We start from the raw sequence: 22,394 nt of genomic DNA, 5'->3' as shown, positions 1-22,394 counted from the left end.
AATAAGAGAGGGATGGCTATGGTCGTAAATAATGGAGGGAATTTATCAACGGATTATTTTATCGCCTATATGAATTTAGTCATGAAAGCGAAGCAATGCTCTGTTGTCTGTGCAAAAGAAGACATGCTAGAGAAATTCTTTAAAGGAAATCCGCACCATTTTGGTCCTGTATCCAATCAGTCATTTGCTCAGGCACTCAATGAAATTTAAATAAATCAATAAACACGAAGGCATAGTTACTTGGACATCCATGTAGCCATGCCTTTATTGTTTTTTTCATTTCTCTTTTTTAAGTTTCTATAGTTGTGAGTCCTTTACCAATTAGATTTGCGGATACAGGTTGTTTTCCAATCTCCCTAGACCACACGGACAACTGGCCGATATGATGGATTTCATGAGCAATGACGTGTCTCATCACTTCTCCCCACAGGAGAGTCTCCATGCTTCCGTCTTGTCTAGTCTCTTGCAAAATCTTATTTTCAAATCCACTTCCCCACTCTAGTACAAATTCCTTTACTTCTTTTTTAAAGAGTTCATCTAATTCTTTTACCTTTTCTAAACTTTGGTAACCTTCAAAACTCTCTTGAAAATCCGCTTCACCTTTTAACACACGAATCCAACTCCACTCCACGTCAATAATGTGAAACAGCGTATGTAAAATCCCACCTACGCCTCCTGTCCGAACCTTTAAAAGTTCCTCCAATGGAACGTCTTCACACCACCTATACCATTCTTCTCTTACAGTCCAATTATATGTAAATAAAGTTTTCACCCTTACTCCCCCTTCACTCCGTTTCATATTCGACAGACTTGTGTTGAATTCCTATCGAATGAGCATTATTGATTTTTTTGCATAGGCTAGAAAGATGCAAATAGCTGATGTTTCAAGGTAGAAGGGATGATGAACAATGTGCGGTATTACAGGATGGGTTCATTTTAATCGCGATTTACGAACACAAGTACCCGTTGTTGAAAAAATGACGAAGACACTGTCTAAGCGAGGACCTGATGATGACAATGTGTGGACAGAAACACATGCGGTTTTTGGTCATCGTCGATTAACAGTTGTTGATCCTATAGGTGGAAAACAGCCCATGACAAAAACACATGAAGACAATAGCTATACCCTTTGTTACAACGGCGAGTTATATAATACGGAAGATCTTCGGAAAGAGTTATTGAGAAAAGGCTATACCTTTTCTGGACACTCCGATACAGAAGTATTACTGACTTCTTATATCGAATGGAAAGAGCAATGTGTGGAGTATTTCAATGGGATTTTCGCTTTTGCTATTTGGGATGAAAAAGAACAAAAAGTCTTCATTGCGCGCGACCGTTTAGGGGTTAAGCCATTATTCTATAGTGAAAATAATGGTAGCTTGATTTTCGGTTCAGAAATAAAAGCATTACTTGAACATCCCGATTTAAAACCACAATTGTCTCGGGAAGGATTGGCTGAAGTATTAGCAGTTGGTCCGTCTAGAAAACCAGGTTCAGGGGTCTTCCATGGAGTCAATGAATTACGACCAGCACATGCACTGACTGTTTCACGTCAAGGTCTACGAATTTGGCGCTATTGGAACGTTAAAAGTGAAGTTCATACGGATTCTGTTGATGAAACGGCTGAGAAAGTTCGATTCCTCGTAACCGATGCCGTTGAACGTCAACTCGTTTCAGACGTTCCTCTATGTACGTTTTTATCCGGTGGTGTCGACTCAAGCGCCATTACCGCCATCGCTGCTAACCGTTATAAGCAAGAAGGAAAAGGTCCCCTTCATACGTATTCCATTGATTACGAAGACAATGACAAGTTTTTTAAAGCAAATGAATTCCAACCAAATGCTGATGGACCCTGGATTGGAAAAGTAGTAGATACTTTTAAAACCGTTCATCATTCTTCCATCATTACGCAGGATGAACTCATCAATTATTTAACAGAAGCCGTTCATGTACGAGATTTACCTGGAATGGCAGATGTCGACTCTTCCTTGCTATGGTTTTGCCGTGAAATAAAACAAGATTTCACAGTCGGGTTATCTGGAGAATGTGCAGATGAGATATTTGGAGGCTACCCTTGGTTCCACAACACCCATGATTTAAATGGCTCTGGTTTTCCTTGGATGCGTTCAACATCCGAACGTGCCTCCCTATTAAAAGATGGTTGGCGTCAAAAACTTAAACTCGAAGACTATACGCGACAAGCATATGAAGAGACCATTGCTGAAACTCCAAGACTTGATGGAGAAACGGCGATAGAAGCCAAACGAAGAGAAATGTTTTATTTAAATATGGTGTGGTTTATGACCACTTTACTCGATCGAAAAGATCGCATGAGCATGGGGGCTAGCTTAGAAGTACGGGTACCGTTTGCTGATCACCGCCTCGTTGAATACGCATGGAATATTCCTTGGGAAATAAAAATGGCCGGCAATCGAGAAAAAGGCATTTTACGTAAAGCGTTAGAAGGCATGTTACCTAACGACGTTCTTTACCGAAAAAAGAGTCCGTATCCAAAAACGCATAATCCTTATTACACAGACCGTGTGCAATTATGGTTGAAAGAAATTCTGAAAGATAAAAACTCTATTCTTCATGAACTATTTGATCCAAAGCGACTAAACGAACTCGTTGAATCTAAAGGAACGGCGTTTAAGGTTCCTTGGTTTGGTCAATTAATGTCTGGTCCACAGTTACTCGCCCATTTAGCACAAATGCATGTGTGGTTTGAAGACTCTCATATTCAAATAATTGATTGAAAAAAGAAGGAACTGTCCTAAACGTCATAAAATATGGCTAAGGACAGTTCCTTTCTTTATTTAGTAGAGGTTGATTTCCACTTCAGACGGACGCTTTCCGCGGGCATGGCCTCAGCCTCCTCGACGAGCAAGCTCGCCTGCGGGGTCTTCAGCTCATGCTATTCCCGCCGGAGTCGCCGTCTTCCACTCCAATCAACCATAAGTTCATCATGTGCAAAACAGACAATAATAAATTGTTTACATTGTTCAAATATAGGTGCAGAAAGCAGACCCATTTTTCTCCACTTATTTTATATTTGGAGCTTAATAAACAGACCCTTCTTTCATTCATTCGAAACAGTGTAAACTTGAGATGAATGAAAAAGCACGGCTTAACTCAGACTTGTACGAAAGCTCCAAGTCCGAGTTGGCGCATGGAGAAAAGACATGTAAAGGAGTGTTTTCATTGAATCCACTTGAAGAATCCATAAAGAGACATGCTATTCCTTTTGAAAAGACTGAAGATTTATCTCCGCTCATAGATGCTATCGGTGATGCAAAAATCGTTCTCTTAGGAGAATCGAGTCATGGCACTTCTGAGTTTTATACAGTACGAGCTGAACTGTCAAAAAGGCTTGTCGAAGAAAAAGGCTTTACGCTTATTGCGGTTGAAGGAGATTGGCCGTCGACTCAGCACATTAACAAGTATATAAAAGGCTATGGCGAGACCGAACCACATATATCAGACGTTTTAAAGTCATTTAACAGATGGCCAGCCTGGATGTGGGCAAATGAAGAAATTGCGGAGTTCGTCTCATGGTTGAGGGTACATAATACACTAAAAGAAAAGTCGAATAAAGTAGGTTTCTATGGCATTGACGTCTACAGCTTATGGGAATCTTTAGATGAAGTGATTTCATTCTTAAGTAAAACACAACCAGATAGCATGGAGTTGGAACTAGCGAGAAATGCGTTGTCTTGCTTTGAAACATTTAACCGACACCCTGAAAATTATGCAATGTCCTCCGTTAACCTTTCGCAAGCATGTGTCGATGAAGTTTCAGCACTATTAACTTCCATTCGAGCGAATGAAAACAACTATAAAAATGATCAAGAAGCTGATTTGAATTTGAAAGTGAATGCCTTGGTTGCCAAAAATGCGGAAGAATACTACCGTGCAATGGTTCGCAGTCATGAATTGTCTTGGAATTTACGAGACGAGCATATGGTTGAAGCAATTAACGAGATCATGGATTACCACGGAAAAGAAGCAAAAATCATCATTTGGGAGCACAATAGTCATATTGGAGATGCCTCTGCTACAGACATGGCAGCATCCGACATGATTAATGTTGGTCAGATTCTTCGTCAGCAGAATAGTCCGGAAAATGTTTACACCGTGGGATTTGGCACTCATAGAGGAACTGTCATTGCAGCTGAAGAATGGGGAGTTCCCTTTCAACAAATTGAAGTACCTCCAGCAATTAAAGATTCTTGGGAAGACGTGATGCACACCAGTGGTGCGTTCAATAAACTGTTACTCTTCAATAAACAAAACCGCCATTTGTTTGTTGAGTGGATTGGTCACAGAGCAATTGGAGTCGTCTACAATCCGGAATATGAATCTTACGGCAACTACGTTCCTTCAAAAATAGGTAACCGCTACGATGCGTTTATTTACATCGATCAAACGAAAGCACTTTCTCCTCTTGAATAGAATTTCCTGGGGGTTTCCTGTATCATTGCGCGGTTACACATCGCCTATTCGCGTTTCATGAAAAAGTGCCAACTAGTAAAGCCGCTCTAGAAATCTAGAGCGGCTTTTGTCATTGATTCAATATAGAAAGTCGACTGGTTAATATCTACATAATCTTTGTGAGTGAACATAAGATGTACTTATTACACGTAAAGGCTAAAAGAAATGACTTGGTCAAATAGGAGTGAGGAAGTTGAGCGATGATTGTCGTGAAATACCCGGACTTTTTTGGACGAAAGACACTTTGGTTGGAAAAGTAAGAGTGACTACTGAGCCAACTCCATTAAGGGTTGGTGCACAAAATCTTGCCAGAAGAAGACAGCTTTGGGTAGTTAATGATGCAGCTACTTATATTTATCATTCTACCGATCCAAACTTTACATTTGAGAGTGGAAATTACATTTTCAATGTTCCAGCGGAAGTCATAGTCTATGATCTTAATCCTGATGAGAATTTGACCATTTACGCAAGAACCAGAGAGTATCCTGTAACAATTAGAGTCTTCGAGGTGGTATAATATGGCACTTACCAGTTATCAATTCAGAAATCAGCCCTACTGGCTCGGTTTTGTTTTTGCCGGTCAGGCATTTACTCTTTCTTACAGGGAGGTTATTCCCCCTGGGGAAAGCCTTAACATTCAAATATCAACGGGCAAAGAAACCATTACACATGTCCCTAACCGGACCATTGTAAGTCAAGGTGAACAGCTTGGAATCAAGTTGATTAAAAATCCTCATTTTGTTCCCGGGAACAAACGTATTGAAGTAATCAATCTAGATGATCGGTCAAAAATTCAAGCAGCTACTTCTTTTTATTCGGACGCTTCTAGTGTTCACGGTGGGACTGTGATGGAAGAAAGCATGATACCAAGATTTGCATTCACTCAGGGGGGATCTCCCGTTGAGTCTGCCTTATTTGAACGCATCCTGCAATACGATACAAACTATGTTTTATCGATAACGAACGAAGGCTATTATCCTACAAACGTTTTGGTAAGCATGGCATTTTATGAATCTGGAAACTAGAAAAATCATTATGGGTAGTTTGAGGACATTAAATGGAGCCGTCTTTAATATTCCTTCACAGGCGTGTAAAATCGGGCTTTTTTCATTTTGGAATAGTGAGCGACTGGACTCTCTGTTTGAAAATTACTCTGCAAAAAAGGCGCCATCGTATTTTCATGAATGGTTCCGGTCACTTGTTGCAACATCCAAGGTGAATGACAAGTATCTAATCTAAATAAATGATCTTTCGTTTGGGTCCATAAGTGATAACGTTCCGTCAACCACTGTTCAAATTGATTGCTCTCAATCGTTTTGGAAACCACTTCAAATGTTGTAGAAAATGTTTCAGGGGCTGAATTCCCTTCTCCAAGTCTGCTATATGTGAACTTTTTCTTTTGTCGTTTTAAAGCTAATTTCGCATGACGATAAGGCAAAAAATCACCGAATGTCGTCAATTTTACAATTAATGAATTATTGACGTCTAAGCTAAAGGCGTGAATTCCTTGTCTCCCCTTATATGTAACATAAGTTCGAACGTTTAATTCTAAATACGCTTGCACACCAGGTATAGGCGGAATAAACCTAGGCCGATTCCCCTTCACTTTGAAATAGACAAAACCGATCCATGCCATGTTGTTATATAAATCGAGTTCCATTTCAGCAGGTATATGCTGTCTCACCAATTCTGGAGAAACTGGCCAATGAAGAAATAATACGTCATGCCATTGTTGCGTCATTAACCACGGTCTTTTTAACATAAAATCGATCCTCTCTGTAAGGCGCTCATGCTTATTGTTTCCTAGAGGCGAGATATTCAAACGAATAAATCATATTAGAGACGGATCTATGATTTTATGTTTTTCAGACGTGAAGTGCTTTTTTTCAGACGTCAAGTCCAAAAAGTCAGACGTCAACAGCGATTTTTCAGACGTCAAATTTAAAAATGAGTATCGATGTCCTATGCATCGATACTCATTTTTTATTTATTTACCAGTGAAAACGTAGATGGCATCTCTAAGAAATTCAGCTGTTCCTGGAACTTCTTTATCGTAATACATGGTAAATCGTTCGTCATCCACGTACATTTGGGCAAGACTCTCATGCGCTTCTTTGCTATATTCACTCCAATAACACATGAGCCACTGTTTATGCAGATTAGCTGCTTTTTGTGCAAGATCACTTGACGGGTCTCCTGTTTGGAAAGCTTCAGCTAATGTCGTCTTCACTTCTTCAGAAAGACGTTTCACTTCTTCATGTTGTCCTTGTGTCATATTTTTCACTTTTACATTTGATTTATTTACGGTATCATCACCATACTTCTCGCGAATTTCTTCCCCGAAATTTTTTTCATTTTGATCAATCAATTTTTGTTTAAATCCTTCAAACTTTTCATTGTTTGTCATCGTCATATTCCCTTCCTTTGAAGAAATTGTTTTTTCCACATTGGCAATTAATATATCTAACTGTGTTCGCTTGTCGAGGAGTTGTGAACGGTGTTCTGTTAAGGCCTTTGCTCCGTCGAATGTTGGGGAAGTCACAATTTTATTAATTGTTTCTAATTTGATTCCCAGTTCTTTATAAAACAAGATTTGTTGCAGTCGATCAACTTCTTGTTGCCCATAGATCCGATAGCCTGATGAATTGATTCTCGCCGGCTTGAGGATGCCAATTTCATCATAATAACGCAATGTCCGTGTACTAACCCCTGCCATCTCCCCGAGCTTTTGCACCGTATATTCCATTCCTTCACCTCCTGACAAGTTAATCGTACACCTTTACGTTACGTCAAAGTCAAATGCTTCTTCAAGGAAAACACTTTATTTTATTTATATGATTGTAGATTTTAACACTCCATTACGCATTTATACTGTTTTTTATTGTACATTTGCGCTGGCCGCGACATTCACCATGCGTACTCTTATGTATGTAAAAACAACTTCAAATTATTAATAATAAAACTACCTCCTTCATTATTAAAAATGAAGGAGGTAGTTTTACGTTTCTAAAATAATTTTTCTGAACTTAACTTTTAATAACTCTAATTCCTACATAAAATGGGGAAATGCTTTGTACGAAAAAAAGAGTGCTTTTCAAGCACTCTTTTCGCAATTGGAGAATGTTTAGGGGAAGTTTAAGAATATTCATCATCTGTACCTGCTAAAAATTTAGCAACTACTTAACATTTTTTTTGGTGAAATGTTGCTCCGATAATGATTAATAAGATAAATAGAACCACAATTAATGCAAATGTGCTGCCTCTACGAGAGGTATCCTCGTACTGACCACACGGTGAATAACCCCCATAAGCGTGGCCACCGTAAGCGCCATAGTTATCCATGATTAAGTCCCCCTTTCCTTCAATGATTATTATTAGCTTATGTCAATAATTAAATGGGACCTAGGGATTTAGCGGAGTTTTTAATGTGCGAAACGGAACGGAAGTAAAGATACTTCGTAAGTGGTTATTTGCGTATGTTTATCAGGTGACTTATTTTATTCATGAATCAAAATCAAATTTAATATTGACATAGCCCATTATTCATGCGATAATAATCTAGTTAACAAGAAATATAATAATTAAGATTTGAAATTCTGGCATCTACTCGATGTATTTGATTAAACTTATTCACACTGGCGCGACTAAAGGGTCGCAAGGACGTAAAAGAAGGTAGGGTTTACGTTGCTTAAGTAAGACAACCAGTGGACAAATGACCGCGGCACGGAAAGAACGGAACACTTTCTTAGGAAATTATTCCCCGAGTAATCGGGATGAAAAATATCATTCAAAGCTTTAATATTATCTTGTCTATCAAAGGGGCATGTCCAATCGGGCATGTCCCTTTTTCAATGAACAAAAAAATCCAACTACCAGTTACGGTGTTGGATTTTTCTCTTTATTCGCCTAAATCAACATTATGATAAACTTGTTGAACATCTTCTAAATCTTCTAAAGCATCAATCATTTTTTCAAATTGAATTTGAGCATCTGCATCGAGTGGAATATCATTTTGTGCAAGCATAGTTAATTCAGCAACTGTATAGTCTGTAATTCCCACATTTTTAAATGCTTCCTGTACCGCATGGAATTGATCTGGTTCAGCATAGACGATGACTGACTCATCTTCTTCTAATACGTCACGTACATCAATTTCCTCTTCAACTAAAAGTTCAAATACTTCATCTGCTGTTTTTCCTTCAATCCCAATAACAGCTGTTGCATCAAACATATAAGCCACAGATCCACTAACACCCATGTTGCCACCGTTTTTACCAAATGCAGCACGTACATCTGAAGCTGTACGATTCACGTTATTTGTCAGCGCATCCACGATGACCATTGAGCCGTTTGGTCCGAAGCCCTCATAACGCAATTCATCAAAACTTTCTTCTGATCCGCCCTTTGCTTTTTCAATGGCACGATCAACAATCGCTTTTGGCACACTATATGTTTTTGCGCGTTCTAGCACAACTTTTAATGCTCGGTTTGATTCCGGATCTGGTTCACCTTGTTTTGCCGCTACATATATTTCGCGTCCAAACTTGGCATAAATCCGACTCGTATTTGAATCTTTTGAAGCCTTCTTTTCTTTAATATTATTCCACTTACGTCCCATTTCGATTCACTCTCTTTCCAGTGTGTCTCTCTAAATATTGATATTTTCATACTGTATATCATACGCTTGCTCACTGTTGCATTATACACCAAGAGCTTGATAATTTTCGAGTGAAATACGAAAATAGGTATCTCTTTCATTAACCCTTGCTATATGAAATATGTATAAAAAAGACTAACTCCATTGAGCTAGTCTTTTGATAATTAGAGACCGTCTGTATTAATACGTGGTTGTGTCACTACAGCCTCTGTATTTTCGCTATTTTCTTCTGACACATCATTTGATGAAAGCTTCACATTCTTCTTGTCATTATCCTTACGTGTCATGGTTTTATCGTCTTGTTTGTCTTTGTTTTTATGGTCTGGCATGGATGTTCCTCCTTCGCATCATTTATAGAATTTTGTTTGGTTTAGCTATACCCGAAAATCCCATTCACAACACGTCTCCTTTTAATAAAAAGAGTAAGCAGCGGTTAATCCAGCGTCAATATGATATGATATTTCTTATTTGTATGACAACAACAAAGCAAACCAATTAGAGATTTTTCTACATAAAACAATTCGGGAAAGTTGGGGAATTCATGTCGTTTACAGACTTATCCATTGCAACAAATGCAACCATGTTACCGATTCAGGAAATTGCTACTAAAGCAGGAATTCCACAAAAGGCACTTGAATTATATGGCAACTATAAAGCTAAGATTGACGTCAATTCCCTGCCGCCTATTACCACCCAAGGTCAAATCGTATTAGTCACAGCCATCAGTCCAACCCCTGCAGGTGAAGGGAAATCGACGGTTACTGTAGGATTAGCAGATGCATTCAATCAACTTAATGAGTCGGTCATCGTCGCATTACGCGAGCCTTCACTTGGTCCTGTTATGGGCATGAAAGGTGGAGCAACAGGCGGTGGTTTCGCCCAAGTATTGCCGATGGAAGACATCAATCTTCATTTTACAGGAGATATACATGCCATCACCTCTGCAAATAATGCCTTATCTGCACTTATCGATAATCATTTACATCAAGGTAATTTACTAAATCTAGATCCACGAAGAGTTGCATGGAAACGAGTTCTTGATATAAATGACCGTGCATTACGACAAGTGACTATAGGATTAGGCGGTCCACTACAAGGAGTTCCTAGACAAGATGGATTTGATATCACCGTCGCCTCTGAAATCATGGCCGTGTTATGCCTCGCAACAAGTCTGGAAGATTTGAAAGAACGACTTGCTCAAATGGTCATTGCTTACACATACGATAAAGAGCCTGTAACTGTAAGACAATTGGGTGTTGAAGGTGCTCTTACATTGTTATTAAAAGATGCATTCAAACCGAATTTGGTACAAACCATTGAAGGAACGCCTGCAATCATTCACGGTGGTCCTTTTGCCAATATTGCTCATGGGTGTAATTCTTTAATGGCAACAAATACAGCAAGAAGACTTGCAGATATCGTCGTAACCGAGGCCGGCTTTGGAGCAGATTTAGGCGCTGAGAAATTCATGCACATCAAATCAAGAAAAGGTAACTTCCATCCAGATGCCGTGGTCATTGTAGCAACAGTTCGTGCTCTCAAGATGCATGGTGGAGTTGAGAAAAATCAACTTACACAACCAAATACTGATGCCGTGAAACGCGGGATGGCGAATTTGGCGAAACATGTAGATACGATTCGTCAATTTGGCATTGAACCGGTCGTTGCATTAAACCGTTTTACCGCAGATGCACAGGATGAGTTACAAGAAGTCATGGATTGGGCTAAAGCACAAGGTGTTCAAATTGCATTAACCAACGTATGGGAGCAAGGTGGTAAAGGTGGACTTGAGCTAGCTAAGCTTGTAAAAGAAGAATTGGCTAAACCGAAAAACTTTACCATGCTATATGAGGAAACTGATTCTGTCGAAGAAAAGCTACGAATTATTGTTCAACAAGTGTATGGTGGAGCTGACATTCAATTAACAGATAGTGCTAAGAAAAAGCTAGTAGATTTAAAAAAATACGGCTGGGATGCATTGCCTATTTGTATGGCTAAAACACAATACTCTCTTTCTGATCAACCTTCCCTTCATGGACGTCCTGAAGGATTTACCATTACCATTCGTGACATTATCCCGAAACTCGGTGCAGGCTTCTTGGTCTGCCTAACCGGTGATATCATGACCATGCCAGGATTACCAAAACAACCAGCCGCTTTAAATATGGATGTTGATCAAGATGGCAACGCGGTCGGATTATTCTAGTTCAAGTTACCTTTTCTTAAAAACAAAACCGGTACGGGGTTTTCTCCCGTACCGGTTTTTCTATATTTTCTTTTTAGTCATCTGTTGCCATCTCACGTCTATGATCATTAAGGCGTTTTTTTCGAATTCGCAATGGATGTTGCTAGTCGATCAATGACCGGAACTGTACTAGACTTGGTATTTTGTGTTTGGACAGTGAAAATTAACAACTCTCCATCTCTTGTTTTTGCATATCCGGCTAGCGCACTAACATTGTCTAAACTACCCGTTTTTGCCATTACATTCCCTTTTGCTGGAGCAGTTTTCATTCTTAGGCGTAATGTGCCACCCACGAAGCGTTCATATCCACCCGAAATTGGAAGTCCTTTTAAGAACACACCATACCAAGGTTCAGATCTTACATGATGGAGTAATTGAGTCAATTGACTAGAAGGAATTTTATTAGCATGCGACATACCAGAGGCATCCTCGAACACCCATTGGTTGACATCCAAACCTACGGAATCTGCGTACTCTCTCATTACTTTAAGCCCCGCATCCCAACTACCTACTCCATATTTTACTTTACCCATTTCTTTCGCTAAAACTTCAGCATGCGTATTGTTGCTGAGTTTCAAAAATGGAATCATTAAATCTTTTAAAGGCATTGATTTTTTAGACAGTAACACACGTGCATTTTTTGGTGTTGTTCCTGAAACTACTTTAGATGTAGAGACAAAGGTAATTCCTTTTGAAGCTAATGATCTTTTAAAGACATCTAATGCATAAGCAGTAGGGTTAGATACGGTAATCCACTCTTTCTTTCCAGCAGAACCAAGTGGTACATTACCTGAGATGATCACTTTATTCGTTCCGTATTCACGTTTAATCTTTAACGTATTTGAATATCCTTTTGGTACAGTTCTTGATTGATTGACGATGCGAACTACACCTGTTGCTGGCGTTAACGTGATTTTTGCAACTCGCCCGTTTACTGAAGGTTTAGCATCTACAATTACAGATCCTGCATCGTAATCCGTGTTCGGTGAAAGACTTAATGCAGAAATACGGGCTGCATAATAATAGGATTCATCTGCTTTTGCAATTCCCGGTGATAAACGATCCGCGTCAAACCAAGTATCGTCCCCAATAATGTGTCCAGAAAGTCGTTTCACTCCTCTATTAGCTAACATTGAAGCGAAATGATCGAAATCTTTTTTCATTAAAGTAGGATCACCTTTTCCGCGAAGATAGAGATTGCCGTACAATGTTCCCTTCGCTACAGTTCCGTTAGTTAACAAATCAGTAGAAAAACGATGATTTTCCCCTAAAGTTTCTAATGCTGCAGAGGCAGTCAGAATTTTCAAAGAAGAAGCAGGTGTAATACCTTTATCTCCATTTTTTTGATAGATAATTTCACCAGTAGAGGCTTTTCGTATGGTTACACTAGTAGATGCACTAGTCATTCTGCTGTCAGTCATGACGTTATTTATCGAATTTTGTAAGCTAGTGTAAGGAGAGGCGGCTTGGACGGTTGACGTTTCAGAGATCGTAGTTAAGGTTGTTCCACTAAACATGACAATAGTAGCTAGACCAATTAATAGTTTACGTTGAATTTTCACGTGTACCTCCAAGTTTTTAATAAGATATTACTAGTTTAGCATTAAATTGTCAGATAATGCTGTCTTAATTGGCCTATTTAGTAAATACAGTCAATATGCCCAGTAATATGTTAAAAACTTGTCAACTAGATTGAAGATACTTTTTGTTGAATTTTGAAGAATGACGGACGTAATTCTTCTTACTTCTATGTAACAGGTTATAAACCATCAATCTTTCAATCAGGCAGCCTTTTTTCAAATCGCATATATGAATAGAGTCGGTAACCTACGGAGACCAATGCTAACAAGCCTAAGAACTTGGTGAATCCATCTAAAAAGAGTACAGCGAATATCCCGATGAAGATTGAAAGTACTGCTGAAATGTTGCCAGAAATTCCGTTAATCGGAGTATTAGATACAAAGAAACTGCGCATGCCTTTTAAATCTTTTGCATAACAATTCTCGTGATACGGTACGACTTGAAACATAAAAATCGTTGTGACTAAATCACCAGTGAACTTGATTTCTCTATCGCATTTTTCACAGTACACACCTTTTGTCATTTTAATTCACTCCTGTCTGTTTAACGCAACTGGATAGAAAATCTTTGCCATATGCTATCAAACAAGTTGTTTGTGACCATATCATTAGAAATTCCCCCACATACTACTGCAACCATTTCCTTTTTCCATCGTTTAGTAAGGGTAGAGGAGTGAGGTTCATGCGGTCGAAGACTTTTTTGAAAGGGTTTGGATATTTTGTTTTGCTTATCGGCATCCTTCTATTCGGTCTTTTCATGTTGATCAATTATTTGTTTTTCAATATAGATCGTCTGCCTGAAGGAGAAGCATTAGCTGAAAAAACCTCCCTAAGAGGGGATTATACGGTTGTGACTTATGTAATTAATACACATTCCACGGTTGCTCCTGCTGTTAGAGGCGAAGTAATTTACCATGATAAACATGATAAAAAACGGAATTTCTACTGGGCTTACAGGATGGAAAAAGGCGAAATCGAGTGGATCAATGATCATGTCGTATCTATCAATGGTATGGAACTTGATGTTCGCAAGGATACGTATGACTTTAGAAAAACTGAAGACTAGTTGCTTTTTCAGAAACCGAATGCTCAGCCTTCTTCTATCATGTGAAGATGTTCTTGTTTATTCAGGAACTTGATAATTCGATAGTTGTCTTTTATTTCAAGTAAATGAATGCCTGTATCACCTGTCGTAAAAATAAATTCATTGTTCATCGGTTGTTTGAGAAATGCTTTAAGCAAATTCGAAATAGTCCCTCCGTGAGATACAATGGCTACACGCTCATAGTCTTGATAGTCTACTAACACTTTGTGAAAAATGCTATCTACTCTAAAACGAAACTCCAAATCTGATTCACCATCTTGAATAGGTATGTGAGCTGGTCTTCCACCTTTAGGAAAAGGATGTTTTATGGCTGCTTCTTTTCTTGATAATCCAGCAAGAACCCCATTGTTAAATTCCATTAACTCTTTACCTACTATTAATTCGCAGCCAATAGATTCTTGTAATATGTTGGCTGTCCTTTTGGCTCTGATTAAAGGACTTGATAGGATAATAGTTGGTGGGTAATGTTGTTCTATGTATGTTGACATGCTTCTCGCTTGCTTCTCCCCTAGCTCTGTTAAAGGAAAGTCCGCCCTACCTTCATGTACGCCTAATACATCCGCTTCTGATTCTCCATGTCTTATGAGTAATAATTCCATACTATCCCTCCGCTAAAAATATCCATATGTAGATTGTTACATACACTTACATTTCTTTACAATAGATTTCTTTGGTTAGTATGAATAAATTATCTCACCCAATAAGATACATTTTATGTTATGATATCCAAAATAATAAGCAATGAAGAGAACAGTAAATCACTTGAATTCTTAAAACAGAGAGCCCTGGTTGCTGAAAAAGGGTAAGCATTCACGGATTGAAACAAGACTCTGAGCTTCACATCGGACCCTTTTATCGGTGATGGTGTGACGGATGCTCCCGTTACCAAGCTAAAGTATAAGCATGATTCATGCCGTACTTGAAAAGGTTTTGATGGTGACATCAGAACAAACTGGGGTGGTACCACGACATGTTAATCTCGTCCCCAAGACAAATCGTCTTGGGGGTGAGGTTTTTTATTTTGCCAAAAAACATGTCGGAGGGATTCGTATGATCTTATCAAAATGGAAGTTTCCAGTTTATTATTTAAGCGCCGTAGGAATTGCTAATATGGGTCAATGGATTTATTTGTTGGCCATTAACTTAATGGTTTTTGAAATGACAGGTTCTGCATTTGCTGTTGCAGGTCTGTATATGATTAAACCGTTCGCTCGAATGTTTGTTGGGTTATGGGCTGGCAGTGTAATCGATCGTTCTTCCACAAAGTATTTGATGATTTTTTTAGATGTGATTAGAGCGCTATTAATTGTAAGCATTCCTTTTTTAGATTCCATATGGGTAATCTATACACTTGTGTTGTTCATTCAAATGGCTGGTGCCGTGTTTGAGCCTGCATCTTTTACGTACATGACGTTACTGTTGCCTGAACATAATCGTAAACGATTCAATGCACTGCTCAGTTTTGTGCATTCTGGAGCTTTTATCATGGGACCGGCACTAGCGGGGATCTTATTTATGGTGGGTACTCTCGAAATGGCGTTGTTTGTGAATGTTGGAACCTTCTTATTATCAGCGGGTTTGACCTATTTACTACCAAATTTAGTCCCTTCCTCAGCTACAGTAACAATCAAAATAACTTTTAATGACATTCGATCAGATTGGCATTTAGTTTGGAGTTTCAGCAAAATTGCTTTCCCTTTTGTAATTGTCTATATGATTTTTCAAGGCGCAATGTTGTTGACAGCTGCACTTGATTCAATGGAAGTAGCCTTTTCGAAGGAGGTTCTTCATCTTTCAGATGCTGCATATGGCTCTCTCGTTAGTATTGCAGGAATCGGATTCTTGGTGGGGGCTATTTTCACAAATGGTGTCGTTAGAAATGCTTCAGCTAAACAAATGATGGTCAGTGGAACTACATTGGTCGCATGTGGCTATGTTTTTTATAGTTTCTCAACAACTTATATGATGGCGAGTATCGGATTTTTCATCCTCGCCTTTTTTCTTCCACTGGCAAACACAGGTTTCATGACATTTATTCAAGAGAATATTCCAATCGACATGATGGGGAGAATCTCGAGTTTGTATGGGATGGTGGCTAATACGATTCAACTGATGGTGGTTTTGTTTATGGGGCTAGCCGCACAAGTTTTTTCGGTGCAAGAAGTTGTGATTAGTGGTTCTGTTGTAATGTTGATTGTTGCAATCTTTCTCAGTGTGACAGTGAGCCGTCTTACCACTTCTAAAATAGCATTAGGTTAAACCGGCATATAAAGCTTCACTTTAGAATAGCCCACTGTATTCATACTTCAGCGGGCTATTCTGATGATATTTATATAAAATAGAAAAATGCTCCTATTACACTAAAACCAATGAGAGCAAGGATGAAAACGCGAGTTGAAGAAGACTCTTTTATTGAATCAGTTATGATTTCTTTAATCGTCACCATATAAATCATCCCAATAGATAAACTAATGAAGAATGACCAAAAAACCGGATTTTCAATTCCTATTATGCTTGCAAAATAAGCACCAACACCTACTGGTAATGCAACCATAAGAGAAAATGATATCAACGTCCAGCCTCCAAGACCAGCCATAAACAAAGGGCTAAAAACGATGATTCCTTCTGGAATGTTGTGAAGGAGTATGGTTTGAAGTATGGAAAAGTTTAAAGTGGCGTCTTGATTCGAACCTAAAGTAATGCCTATTGGCAGGTTATGAAGTGAGATGCTAATCATTAACATCACGCCAGTGTATAAGGGATCCAACTTTTCTTTACTTTTTCTAAGGGCCATTTGGTTCTTAAACGATTTATGTATAAACTTGAATAACATAATTCCTATTAGAAATCCCGCAATAAAAGCACTCCAATTACCTAGCTCTATTGCTTCAGGGGCAATCTCAAAACTTATTAAACCAAGAATTAAACCAGCACAAATACTGTAAACGGTGTCCATTCGCTTCTGAAATCCCTTTAAGATCCAAGCAATCACACCTCCAATACCAAAGCCTAATGCAGTACATAAATAGCCAACGACCCATATAGAAGACACTTTTATCACCCTTATGATGTTTGTCTCTATGTTTATATGGGTGTTGGGGTGAATTTATGAAAGACTATATTTTTCCAATAAAAAAACCCGCACATGTCGTCCATGTGCGGGTTTTTGATTTTTATTCCAATTTACGTTGAGCAAATTCTTCATCCATCTTAAGGAAGAACTCGCCCCCCTCTTGGATTCCTTTCAATTTCACAAGGATAATTCGGAAAGACTCTTCTTCCTCCATTTGTTCTTTAATAAACCAGTCTAAAAACGAGCTAGTGGAATGTTGCTTTAATTCTGCCGCAAGAGAAACTAAGGAATAGATATCTCGTGTCACTTCTCTTTCTTGTTCTAGAGATTGTTGGACTACATCTAATGCATTCTCAAAGTGATTCTTTGGCTCTTCCAATTTATGAAGTACTGGCTTTTCACCCATTGTCACTAAAAAATGATAAAACTTCATGGCATGAGAATCTTCTTCTTTAGATTGGATTAAATAAAAATTAGCAAAACCTTGATATCCTTTATCTGAGAAATAGGTCGCCATCGCTTTATAAGCATGCGCTGCTTGCAGTTCATTATTAAATTGTTTATTTAAAGCTTCAGTCATTTTTGTTGGCAACATGATAAATTCCTCCAATTAATTAATTAGTTATCAGTAATTATTATTATTTAATGATAACATAGTTGTTTAATTAAAACAATCCTATTGAGAATTAACCACTTCAATTGAGAATGAATATTGATCTTTCATCTGTTTCACACGAACGAAACTTTAATTTAAATGTCTCTCAATTAATACTCATCATAAGGCACATCAAGATTAATTGCCTTTTGGTAAATCTTACTTTTCGCTTTTGCATCGACTATTCCCGACCCTATAAATTCAAATGTATAGCCATCGTCAAATTCGAAAATATACTTTTCATCACGGGCTGTTTCTTCGTTGTATAACTCGTGTGTCACTTTCGCCAGATCAGTCCATTGGTATTCGACTTTTGAACCCCATATTGGATTATTTTTGATAAAGTCCTCATGGAGATACACGTAGTTTTGAACACCTATGCTGAAAAAAAGGAGGAATCCAACTACTGCCATGATCCCTGTTAAAATAGTAAACAGTTTAGACTTTGAAAAATACATGGCACAAAACACCACAATCACAACCAAAAAAGCTAAGCCATACATCATCATACTCGTGCCTTTTGGAATAAAGACGATTTTATCAGGAGTATCCGAAATTGTCACCGCCACAATCATGGGTGTTAGCATAATAACAAATGGGGCTATGATAAATAAAAGTAGGGCAAAAACCCAAAACTTACTTTTCCGATCCGTGTAATTCATGAAATTTCTCCTCTTTCAAATGATTTCAAATTTTCTTAGTCTACTCTTTACAGTAAAAGTTTGTAAGTATCTGATTTCATTGTAAAAGAAAAGTGATTAGATGTAAATTATTCCCTTTAAGGAATAGTATTTCCTACGCATTTTATTGGAATACTATTCAATACATAAATTTAATATAAAAATCACATCTTAAGATAACTCAATCTCAAGATGTGATTTTGTAGCTTTGTCCCTTCGGATAGCAAATTCACTATCACCACATTAAAGCGTTCAGGCTTGTATTCTGCATGCATGATTTTGATTTTTTCTGCTTACTACATAATGAAAAATAACCTCTCAAGAATTTATTATCCTCAGAGGTTATTGTCATCAAACTGTTCTAGAAGTTATTTATTTCTTTTAGTTTGTTGATTCTTGTCTTTGTTGGTTTCATATTCTTCTGGTTTAGATTCAGGATTAAAGTCTTTAGCAAATTCTTCGTTTGGATCGTTGGGACTTTTGTAAATTCCAAAGCTGTTATGATTTCTTTCATTCATTGTCTTATTATTGTTTTTACTCATGGATATTCACCTCCTAAAGTCTAATGTGCTCCGTTTAGAAGGTTTTATTCTTAAAGGACATTTCTTTATAGCGGGTGTTACTAGCCAAACTGATCTATATTCTTAACACTTATATGACACTAGTATTGCATGAATAAATGAGTCAAACTTTCTCTTTCACCATCAAAAAACACCCCATTGGACATGAATATCCAATGGGGTGAAGCAGAGTAATGTTTTTTAAACGTCGTGACTTTGTTTCAACAGAATAATTGTTTAGAAAATTCATCAAAGGTATCAGTAATTTTGATATATTCCCATTCTGTAGTGTCAAAAGTTGAAGCTGAAAAGTTTTCTGCTATATACATTACAGATGGATTATCTTTGTTACTTCGATAATCTAGTACAACCCAATAATGGAAATCCGTCCACAACACAATAAACCCTTTAGGGAGGTTAACTTCATTTAAAAGTTTTTCAGAGGACAAAATGCTTATATCATCATTCTCAAAATGAATTGGTTCTATTGATGGAAGTTTTACTCGTTCTTCATCAGGAATGCATTCAGTATCGCCTGCAGGTAAAACGAAATAAGGATAATTAAGTTCTCCTCCATTATTGATTTTCATTAAATCTATAAACGATTGAGGAAATTTAATGTTTAATTCGTTTTCAGCTTTTTTTATTATTTTATCGTTTATAAGATATTCAACACGTTTATATTTTGGTTCTACCTGCCAAAATCCATGACCATTGTAATAATTCCTTTGCAATGTCCGCACCTCCTACTTTATTTATTACCTTAAATAAAATAATACCCTTATTGAACTAACCTGCCGTGTTGAATTAAATATTTCACAATCTTTAAAGCACATAAATGAGTCAATTTCATAAATATCTTTTGATGAATGATACACGAACATTTGAAGTGTATCCCTTTGAATTTGTTAAGAATTTCTCTAATTTGATTGGAGTGAAGGGCGGCGACTCCGGCGGGAAAAGTGTGTCCAGGTGTGACCCCACAGAGAGCGTAGCGAACGAGGAGGCACACGGACCACCCGCGGAAAGCGTCCGCCCGTAACGGAAATCGAAAGAATCTCTGTTTTTATAATGTTCGTGTTTACATCCGGTTTTATGAATTATGAAATTGACTCAAATATCCAATAAAAAAATTATCTCAACTCTAAGGGAAGATAGAGGTGAGATAATTTTAATCAAACTTTATTATAAATGATCAATCTATTTTAGAAATGATCACACTTCGTTATAGATTATCAAATACTTAATTTCAAAGCCACATCTTCTGTTCGGCTTTCCTATATTTTCTTACTCAACTGTAACCGATTTTGCCAAGTTACGTGGTTTATCCACGTCGCAATCGCGGTGCAATGCTGCGTAATAGCTGATTAATTGTAATGGAATAACTGAAACAAGTGGTGTTAATAATGGATGCACTTTTGGTAAGACGAGTGTATCGCCTTCTTCTTCCATGCCTTCCATTGCAATGATACATGGGTTTGCGCCACGTGCCACTACTTCTTTAACGTTTCCACGGATGTTCAAGCTTACTGCTTTTTGTGTCGCTAATGCGAAGATTGGCGTACCGTCTTCAATTAATGCGATCGTTCCATGTTTCAATTCGCCACCGGCAAAGCCTTCTGCTTGAATGTACGAAATTTCTTTCAGTTTTAATGCGCCTTCCATGCTGACACAGAAGTCTAGGTTACGGCCAATGAAGAATGCATTGCGTGTTGTTGAAAGGAAGTCACGAGCGATTTTCTCCATTTCTTCTTTTGAATCAACCATCGCTTGCACTGCATTTGCCACGATTCCAAGTTCTTGAACGATATCAAAATCTATTGGGTGTCCTGCTTTTTCAGCAGCAACCGCAGCTGTAAGTGCAAGAACTGCAATTTGTGCTGTATACGCTTTTGTAGAAGCAACCGCAATTTCAGGTCCTGCATGTAGTAACAATGTGTAATCCGCTTCACGTGAAAGCGTAGAACCTTTTACATTCGTTACAGTCAACGTAGGATGACCTAATTTTTTAATTTTCACTAATACTTGGCGGCTATCTGCCGTTTCCCCTGATTGAGTGATGAACATGAATAATGGTTTTTCAGATAATAACGGCATGTTGTAGCCAAATTCACTTGAGATGTGAACTTCAACTGGAATTCCTGCGATTTTCTCGAAGTATTCTTTACCAACTAATCCTGCGTGGTAACTCGTACCTGCTGCAATAATATAAAGGCGATCTGCATTGTTCAATGCTGTTAAAATGCCTTCTTCAATTTCAAGCTTCCCTTGTTCATTCTGATAGGCTTGGATAATTTTACGCATAACAGCAGGTTGCTCGTCGATTTCTTTTAACATGTAATGAGGGTACATCCCTTTTTCAATATCGCTCATATCAAGTTCTGCTGTATATGATTCACGTTCTACAACAGTTCCGTCTAGTTTTTGAATTTCAACAGACTCTTTTTTCACAATCACCATTTCTTGATCGTGAAGTTCTACATATTCGTTAGTAACTTGAATCATTGCCATCGCGTCAGATGCCACTACATTAAAGTCGTCTCCAAGACCTACTAATAATGGGCTTTTATTTTTAGCTACATAGATCGTTTGTGCTTCCTCTGAGTCTAGTAACGCGATTGCATATGAACCGTGTAACAAAGACAAAGTGTGACGGAAAGCTTCACTCGTTGTCTTGCCATCTTGTGAGAATTTCTCAAGCAATTGCACGATAACTTCTGTGTCTGTATCAGATTTCATTTCAACGCCTGGTAAATATTCTTTTTGTAGTAAATGATAGTTTTCAATAACACCGTTATGAACCAGTGTATAACGACCTGATTCACTTTGATGTGGATGTGCATTTAATTGGTTTGGCACGCCGTGAGTTGCCCAACGAGTATGTCCAATCCCTGTTTTTGAATGTACATCATCTTCCACTGCTTTACGTAAGTCTGCAATGCGACCTTTTTCTTTAAAAATCGTTACGCCGTCAGCATTACGAACAGCAATACCTGCTGAATCGTACCCACGGTATTCTAATTTCTCTAACCCTTTTAATAAAATCTCTTTTGAATCTAACTCTCCGATGTATCCTACAATTCCACACATAATTTAAATCCTCCATTTAGTAAAATCAAAATAAGCGTTCTGCAATACGTACAGACGCTGTCGTGTGCCCTCTTCTTCCTTTGTTCGCAAAATCACTTTCACGGGTTAAGAACAAGAATTACGACCGGGCATCGCGGCCGGGAGGTATCCGCCGAATCTTCGATACTCCTCCACCTCGTCTGCTGAAGATCTGTTTCGTCCAATTTCTTCAGCTCTGGCGCTATCATTTTTTTCCTCATTTATCGTGCAAACATTCTC

General features: G+C 38.1%; 23 protein-coding genes and 1 other annotated feature. Of the genes, 8 read left to right on the top strand and 15 right to left on the bottom strand.

What is annotated here, in order from left to right:
* Nucleotides 1–18 precede the first annotated feature (18 nt).
* The gene (locus tag ACFPYN_RS17660; RefSeq protein WP_377735990.1) at nucleotides 19–210 is read left to right on the top strand and encodes a hypothetical protein; all 192 of its coding nucleotides are present in this window, start codon (nucleotides 19–21) and stop codon (nucleotides 208–210) included.
* 79 nt (nucleotides 211–289) lie between these two features.
* On the opposite strand, the gene ACFPYN_RS17655 is transcribed toward ACFPYN_RS17660, so the two are convergent.
* On the bottom strand, nucleotides 290–772 hold the full coding sequence (locus ACFPYN_RS17655; protein ID WP_377735988.1) for a DinB family protein: 483 nt from the start codon (nucleotides 770–772) through the stop codon (nucleotides 290–292).
* A 136-nt stretch (nucleotides 773–908) separates the two neighbouring features.
* Here ACFPYN_RS17655 and asnB point away from each other — a divergent pair, with 136 nt between their 5' ends.
* The 4 genes from asnB to ACFPYN_RS17635 all read left to right on the top strand — a co-directional run bounded on the left by asnB (nucleotide 909) and on the right by ACFPYN_RS17635 (nucleotide 5,516).
* Entirely contained in the window at nucleotides 909–2,756 is a 1,848-nt protein-coding gene (gene asnB / locus ACFPYN_RS17650) for an asparagine synthase (glutamine-hydrolyzing) (RefSeq protein ID WP_377735986.1), read from the top strand.
* A gap of 445 nt (nucleotides 2,757–3,201) precedes the next feature.
* The gene (locus ACFPYN_RS17645) at nucleotides 3,202–4,452 is read left to right on the top strand and encodes an erythromycin esterase family protein (protein WP_377735983.1); all 1,251 of its coding nucleotides are present in this window, start codon (nucleotides 3,202–3,204) and stop codon (nucleotides 4,450–4,452) included.
* Between the two features lie 232 nt (nucleotides 4,453–4,684).
* Complete coding sequence (locus tag ACFPYN_RS17640) at nucleotides 4,685–5,008, top strand: hypothetical protein (protein WP_377735980.1); 324 nt, start codon at nucleotides 4,685–4,687, stop codon at nucleotides 5,006–5,008.
* 1 nt (nucleotide 5,009) lies between these two features.
* Nucleotides 5,010–5,516: a hypothetical protein gene (locus ACFPYN_RS17635; RefSeq protein WP_377735978.1), complete on the top strand. Its 507-nt coding sequence runs from the start codon at nucleotides 5,010–5,012 to the stop codon at nucleotides 5,514–5,516.
* 44 nt (nucleotides 5,517–5,560) lie between these two features.
* Here ACFPYN_RS17635 and ACFPYN_RS17630 read toward each other — a convergent pair whose 3' ends face one another.
* From ACFPYN_RS17630 to ACFPYN_RS17610, 5 genes are all read right to left on the bottom strand, one after another.
* The gene (locus tag ACFPYN_RS17630) at nucleotides 5,561–6,253 is read right to left on the bottom strand and encodes a YqjF family protein (RefSeq protein WP_377735976.1); all 693 of its coding nucleotides are present in this window, start codon (nucleotides 6,251–6,253) and stop codon (nucleotides 5,561–5,563) included.
* A gap of 225 nt (nucleotides 6,254–6,478) precedes the next feature.
* Entirely contained in the window at nucleotides 6,479–7,237 is a 759-nt protein-coding gene (locus ACFPYN_RS17625; protein ID WP_377735974.1) for a MerR family transcriptional regulator, read from the bottom strand.
* A 434-nt stretch (nucleotides 7,238–7,671) separates the two neighbouring features.
* Nucleotides 7,672–7,833, bottom strand: coding sequence for a YjcZ family sporulation protein (locus ACFPYN_RS17620; RefSeq protein WP_377735971.1), 162 nt, complete (start codon nucleotides 7,831–7,833; stop codon nucleotides 7,672–7,674).
* A gap of 556 nt (nucleotides 7,834–8,389) precedes the next feature.
* The gene (locus tag ACFPYN_RS17615) at nucleotides 8,390–9,109 is read right to left on the bottom strand and encodes a YebC/PmpR family DNA-binding transcriptional regulator (protein ID WP_377735969.1); all 720 of its coding nucleotides are present in this window, start codon (nucleotides 9,107–9,109) and stop codon (nucleotides 8,390–8,392) included.
* 203 nt (nucleotides 9,110–9,312) lie between these two features.
* Nucleotides 9,313–9,477, bottom strand: coding sequence for a hypothetical protein (locus ACFPYN_RS17610; protein WP_377735966.1), 165 nt, complete (start codon nucleotides 9,475–9,477; stop codon nucleotides 9,313–9,315).
* Between the two features lie 212 nt (nucleotides 9,478–9,689).
* Here ACFPYN_RS17610 and ACFPYN_RS17605 point away from each other — a divergent pair, with 212 nt between their 5' ends.
* Entirely contained in the window at nucleotides 9,690–11,354 is a 1,665-nt protein-coding gene (locus ACFPYN_RS17605) for a formate--tetrahydrofolate ligase (protein WP_377735964.1), read from the top strand.
* Nucleotides 11,355–11,461: 107 nt separating this feature from the next.
* Here ACFPYN_RS17605 and dacB read toward each other — a convergent pair whose 3' ends face one another.
* Nucleotides 11,462–12,955, bottom strand: coding sequence for a D-alanyl-D-alanine carboxypeptidase/D-alanyl-D-alanine endopeptidase (gene dacB / locus ACFPYN_RS17600; protein ID WP_377735962.1), 1,494 nt, complete (start codon nucleotides 12,953–12,955; stop codon nucleotides 11,462–11,464).
* A gap of 215 nt (nucleotides 12,956–13,170) precedes the next feature.
* On the bottom strand, nucleotides 13,171–13,497 hold the full coding sequence (locus tag ACFPYN_RS17595) for a hypothetical protein (protein WP_377735961.1): 327 nt from the start codon (nucleotides 13,495–13,497) through the stop codon (nucleotides 13,171–13,173).
* 158 nt (nucleotides 13,498–13,655) lie between these two features.
* On the opposite strand from ACFPYN_RS17595, the gene ACFPYN_RS17590 reads away from it, so the two are divergent.
* Complete coding sequence (locus ACFPYN_RS17590) at nucleotides 13,656–14,039, top strand: DUF5412 family protein (RefSeq protein ID WP_377735959.1); 384 nt, start codon at nucleotides 13,656–13,658, stop codon at nucleotides 14,037–14,039.
* A gap of 23 nt (nucleotides 14,040–14,062) precedes the next feature.
* Here the strand turns inward: ACFPYN_RS17590 and ACFPYN_RS17585 are convergent, their stop codons facing one another.
* A complete protein-coding gene (locus tag ACFPYN_RS17585; RefSeq protein WP_377735956.1) occupies nucleotides 14,063–14,677 on the bottom strand; it encodes a histidine phosphatase family protein in 615 nt (204 codons plus the stop codon).
* Between the two features lie 133 nt (nucleotides 14,678–14,810).
* Nucleotides 14,811–15,068 (top strand) — a binding site (T-box leader).
* Between the two features lie 60 nt (nucleotides 15,069–15,128).
* Here ACFPYN_RS17585 and ACFPYN_RS17580 point away from each other — a divergent pair.
* Nucleotides 15,129–16,337 (top strand): MFS transporter, encoded by a 1,209-nt coding sequence (locus ACFPYN_RS17580; RefSeq protein WP_377735954.1) that lies wholly within the window; start codon nucleotides 15,129–15,131, stop codon nucleotides 16,335–16,337.
* Nucleotides 16,338–16,407: 70 nt separating this feature from the next.
* Here the strand turns inward: ACFPYN_RS17580 and ACFPYN_RS17575 are convergent, their stop codons facing one another.
* The 6 genes from ACFPYN_RS17575 to glmS all read right to left on the bottom strand — a co-directional run bounded on the left by ACFPYN_RS17575 (nucleotide 16,408) and on the right by glmS (nucleotide 22,136).
* Nucleotides 16,408–17,130 (bottom strand): ZIP family metal transporter, encoded by a 723-nt coding sequence (locus ACFPYN_RS17575; RefSeq protein WP_377735952.1) that lies wholly within the window; start codon nucleotides 17,128–17,130, stop codon nucleotides 16,408–16,410.
* Nucleotides 17,131–17,251: 121 nt separating this feature from the next.
* Nucleotides 17,252–17,746, bottom strand: a complete 495-nt coding sequence (locus ACFPYN_RS17570; protein WP_377735950.1) for a ferritin — start codon at nucleotides 17,744–17,746, stop codon at nucleotides 17,252–17,254.
* A 170-nt stretch (nucleotides 17,747–17,916) separates the two neighbouring features.
* Nucleotides 17,917–18,468, bottom strand: coding sequence for a hypothetical protein (locus ACFPYN_RS17565; RefSeq protein WP_377735947.1), 552 nt, complete (start codon nucleotides 18,466–18,468; stop codon nucleotides 17,917–17,919).
* Between the two features lie 386 nt (nucleotides 18,469–18,854).
* Nucleotides 18,855–19,028, bottom strand: a complete 174-nt coding sequence (locus tag ACFPYN_RS17560) for a hypothetical protein (protein WP_377735946.1) — start codon at nucleotides 19,026–19,028, stop codon at nucleotides 18,855–18,857.
* 239 nt (nucleotides 19,029–19,267) lie between these two features.
* Nucleotides 19,268–19,780, bottom strand: coding sequence for an SMI1/KNR4 family protein (locus ACFPYN_RS17555; RefSeq protein ID WP_377735943.1), 513 nt, complete (start codon nucleotides 19,778–19,780; stop codon nucleotides 19,268–19,270).
* Nucleotides 19,781–20,333: 553 nt separating this feature from the next.
* Entirely contained in the window at nucleotides 20,334–22,136 is a 1,803-nt protein-coding gene (gene glmS / locus ACFPYN_RS17550; protein WP_377735941.1) for a glutamine--fructose-6-phosphate transaminase (isomerizing), read from the bottom strand.
* Nucleotides 22,137–22,394: the final 258 nt, after the last annotated feature.

This window comes from Paenisporosarcina macmurdoensis (assembly GCF_042658845.1).
Taxonomy (GTDB): Bacteria; Bacillota; Bacilli; order Bacillales_A; family Planococcaceae; genus Paenisporosarcina; species Paenisporosarcina macmurdoensis.
Note: the sequence above shows the minus strand (reverse complement) of the source record. Positions and strands in the feature narration are given on the sequence as shown.